The 3,885-nt window shown below is 53.3% G+C and carries 4 protein-coding genes; 1 reads left to right on the forward strand and 3 read right to left on the reverse strand.

Annotated elements, in window-relative coordinates; genetic code table 11:
* Positions 1 to 177: 177 nt before the first annotated feature.
* The 3 genes from QJ48_RS02125 to QJ48_RS35260 all read right to left on the reverse strand — a co-directional run bounded on the left by QJ48_RS02125 (position 178) and on the right by QJ48_RS35260 (position 2,655).
* Positions 178 to 1,827 (reverse strand): b(o/a)3-type cytochrome-c oxidase subunit 1, encoded by a 1,650-nt coding sequence (locus tag QJ48_RS02125; protein ID WP_054972020.1) that lies wholly within the window; start codon positions 1,825 to 1,827, stop codon positions 178 to 180.
* A gap of 131 nt (positions 1,828 to 1,958) precedes the next feature.
* Positions 1,959 to 2,429, reverse strand: coding sequence for a cytochrome c oxidase subunit II (locus QJ48_RS02130; protein ID WP_054972021.1), 471 nt, complete (start codon positions 2,427 to 2,429; stop codon positions 1,959 to 1,961).
* Positions 2,430 to 2,481: 52 nt separating this feature from the next.
* Positions 2,482 to 2,655, reverse strand: a complete 174-nt coding sequence (locus QJ48_RS35260; protein WP_081890242.1) for a cytochrome c oxidase subunit 2A — start codon at positions 2,653 to 2,655, stop codon at positions 2,482 to 2,484.
* A gap of 247 nt (positions 2,656 to 2,902) precedes the next feature.
* Here QJ48_RS35260 and QJ48_RS02135 point away from each other — a divergent pair.
* The coding region (locus QJ48_RS02135) for a spore germination protein (RefSeq protein WP_054972022.1) at positions 2,903 to 3,885 on the forward strand (983 nt) is incomplete at its 3' end.

Here is a 3,885-nt window from a genome sequence, read left to right on the forward strand (position 1 = left end):
GGCTGGAGGGATATCCCCCACCGTCGTATGCAGAGAATTTTATACGCGAAGCGGGTTTCTCAACAAGCTCCCCGCGGATAACCGCGGGGCTTTTTGCGCACAAAAAAAGGGCCTCCGCCGGCCCATGGCCCGTATCGGAGGCAAAAGAGAGAAAATGGAGGAATAGAGTATCGAATATTACCAGGTCTTGAATCCTTTCGAGCCAACGCTGGCATTCGAAATAATATCCATGACCGGTACGGAGTAAGCTACAAGAATAAGGACAACCAGCACGCCGACCCATACGCCCCAGCGCTCGAAGATGGCCGGCGCTTTTTCCGCCGCTTCGCTCGCTTCCGCGATCGGGAACTCGGTTTGCCCTTTCGGGGCGCTTAGCAGCATGACGATATTAATGATCATCAGGACGACGCCGATGAACAAGATCGTGCCGCCGACGGCCATCGCCACGTGGTATGGCATCCACATGATCGCATCCGGATGGTCCTGATAGGTGGTGAAGGCAGTCCGGCGCGGCGATCCGAACAGACCGACCGTATGCATCGAGCCCGACATGAAGAACATGCCGACCATCCACACGATCGTTTGGATAATTCCCATCCGGTGCATGAGCGGAGTCATTTCCCGTCCCAGCATCGCCGGAATCAGCCAGTAGGTGATGCCGAAGAAAGTCAGCGCCACGCTCGTTGCCACCGTCAGATGGAAGTGGCCGGTTACCCACAGCGTGTTGTGAACGATAGCGTTCAACTCGTGGCTGGCGTTAATCAGTCCCCCGGCTCCGGCCGGGATAAAGATCAGCATCCCCATGAACGGAGCGAAGAAGCGAACGTCCTTCCAAGGCAGCTTCTTCAGCCAGCCGAACAATCCTTTCGCGCCGACGGACCGGCCGTGCATCTCAAAGGAGGCGAACAGCGAGAACGCCGTCATCAGCGACGGAATGACGACCATGAACGTCAGAACGACCTGCACGAATTTCCAGACGTTCGAGATTCCCGGCTCCATGAGCTGATGGTGGAAGCCGACCGGAATCGAGAAGAGCAGGAACATGATGAACGACAGGCGGGCCAGTGCATCGCTGAACATTTTGCCGCCGATCACCTTCGGAATGACAACATACCAGCACATATAAGCAGGCAATAGCCAGAAGTAAACAAGCGGATGGCCGAAATACCAGAATAGCGTCCGGCTCAACACGACGTTGACCGTATCGACCCAGCCGAGCGACCACGGGATAAGCTGGAACAATACCTCGATCGCTACGCCCAGCGTTGCGATAATCCACATCAGCATCGTCACGACGGCCATAAACGTAAAGATCGGGGTCGTTTCACCGCGGTGCGTTCTTTTCCAATAGCGGTAATTGATGAAGATGCCGAAGCCGCTCATCCAGCTCCCGACGACAACGAACACCAACGAGATGTAAAACGCGGGTGAAGCTTTGAGCGGAGCATAGAACGTGTACAGCACCGTCGCCCGGTTCAGCAAAATCTCAACCGTGGCAATCGCCGTTCCGAGTGTCATCAAGCCGAAGCCGAGCCAGCCGAGATTGCGGGCAATCGGCAGCAGATGGCCTCCGAGCGTACGGGCAACCCCTGCATACAAAAATCCGATGATGAAATAGGTGGTGAAGATGAGCGCCATCAAGACGCCGTGCGCCGTCAGCAGCTGGTAATAGCCGATGCCCATCGGCAGCGCAAGCATTCCCCCGCGGACAAGCCCTTGCATGACGCCGGCAATGCCGCCGAGAAACAGCGCGAAGAAAGCGAAAAGAATATGGGCGAGCACCAAAGCCGAATCGCGCCGATCGAAACTTTTCAGATTTTGAATCATAGGGAATACGCTCCTTTAATTGCGGACCGGGCAAGACATTCCGACGAAGGAATCGCCCCGCTTCCGCCTTCACGAATTGTGATAGTTTTCACAATATAAGATGTTGCGGTTCTTTCTGCGACCGTGCGTGCCTATTTTACGATGATTTTCATCATCATGACTTCGTGCGCCGCGCCGCAGTATTCGTTACACAGCACCAGGTACTCCCCCGGCTTATCGAACGTATACGAGAAATGGTTCACCTCGCCCGGCACGGCCATCATGTTGATCGTCGTTCCGTTCACTTGAAACCCGTGCACGACATCGGAACTGGTCAATTGAAAGCGAACCTTCGACCCCGCCGGAATTTCCATTTTATCGGGATTGTACCCGAAGGCAAAAGCAACCAAAATCGCCTCGTACTCTTTGTCGCCAATTTGGTGAAGCCCCGGCTTATCGAACGGCGGTGTCGTAGTCAGCGTATCCGGATTTACCGTATGCCGGTGATCGCCGGGCGGCTCCATCCCCAATGCAAACGCTCCCACACCGACGACCGTTAAAAATAAGACTAACATGGAAATCCCGAAAATGAGCCAAATTTTTTCCAAACGATGAATATGCATGCTCCTTCAACTCCTTCAATCTCTGTTCCGTTCCCGTTCCCCGTCTACGGTTTTACCCCCTGACTATGAACAATACGAAGACCCCGAACCAACTCAGCAGCAGAAACAATCCGAGCAGCATGACGGAAGCGAAAGTGCCTTTCAGGCCTTCCTCTTCGTTCTTTTGTTTAACAACCGGCGTTTCCCCTTGATGCATTTGGGATGCGGCGTTGTGCGGTTTAGCCATCTTATTCCCTCCCTTGTGCGGGACATCTTATGTCCTTATTGTAGAGGTCCTGGACCAAAAGGCTCTATGATTTAAGTCACAGCGAAAGTTAAGGATTCTTGAACGTTTTATGGACGAAAAAGACGAAAAATGTCGAATCCACTTTCGGCTGTGACGAAATTCGATGACGGTATATTTTTGTTTATTTCTGCGCAACTTGTAAGGATAAGGGAGGATTCGTGTACGGAAGCGCACAGGAGGTAACGCCATGACCCCTATTTCGAAATCGATCGCCGAAAATTTGGATACCCTTTACCGTACCTTCAGCCATACGCCCGATCTGATCACCCGTCATTTCCAGATGAAGCCGGGAGCGCATGCGCTGCTGGTGTATTTCGACGGATTGACGGACAAGCCCGCCGTCAGCAATCATATTCTGCACCCGCTTATTCACGAGCTGAATTCGGTCGACGACCTATCGAACGCCTCGGCGATCACCGGACAGACCCAGACGGTTACCCGGTGGGCCGATGTCGAACTGTCGCTTTTCCATGGGAACAGCGTTCTCTTCATCGACGGCCTGCCGTATTGTTACGTCTTTCCGACGCAAGGGGGACCGGAAAGAGCGATCAAGGAACCCGATACCGAAAAGACTTTAAAAGGGGCGCATCTTGGCTTCGTGGAGGCGGACGGTCAGAACATCGCGCTCATCCGCCGCTATTTGCCGAACCGTGAATTAAAAATCAAGCAGTTCGTCATTGGCGCGAGAGGAAAAACCAAGGTTTCGGTTTTGTATTTGGAGGATATCACCAAACCCGATTTGGTGGAGGAAATTGAGACCCGTCTTCGGCAAATCGATACGGACCACATCTTTAACGCGGGGGAATTGGAAGAATATATCGAAGATCATCCGGCCAGCCTGCTGCCGCAGTTCATCATTACGGAGCGTCCCGACTCGACCGTCTCGCACCTTCTGGAAGGCCGAATTGCAGTTATTGTCGATAATTCGCCAGGAGTGCTCATCGGCCCCGTCACTTTCCTGACGTTCTTTCAATCGATCGAGGACTACAGCAGCCGTTGGATCGTGGCATCCTTTATCCGGTTGCTGCGCTTTATTGCCTTTTTTATTACGATTTCCCTGCCGGCGGTTTATATAGCCATTATCTCCTTTCATTACGAAGTGCTTCCACTGCGGCTGCTGATCTCCATCGGGGAGTCGAGAGCCAAAGTCCCATTTCCGCCGATCATCGA

The sequence above is a fragment of the Paenibacillus sp. A3 genome (assembly GCF_001399685.1).
Taxonomy (GTDB): domain Bacteria; phylum Bacillota; class Bacilli; order Paenibacillales; family NBRC-103111; genus Paenibacillus_G.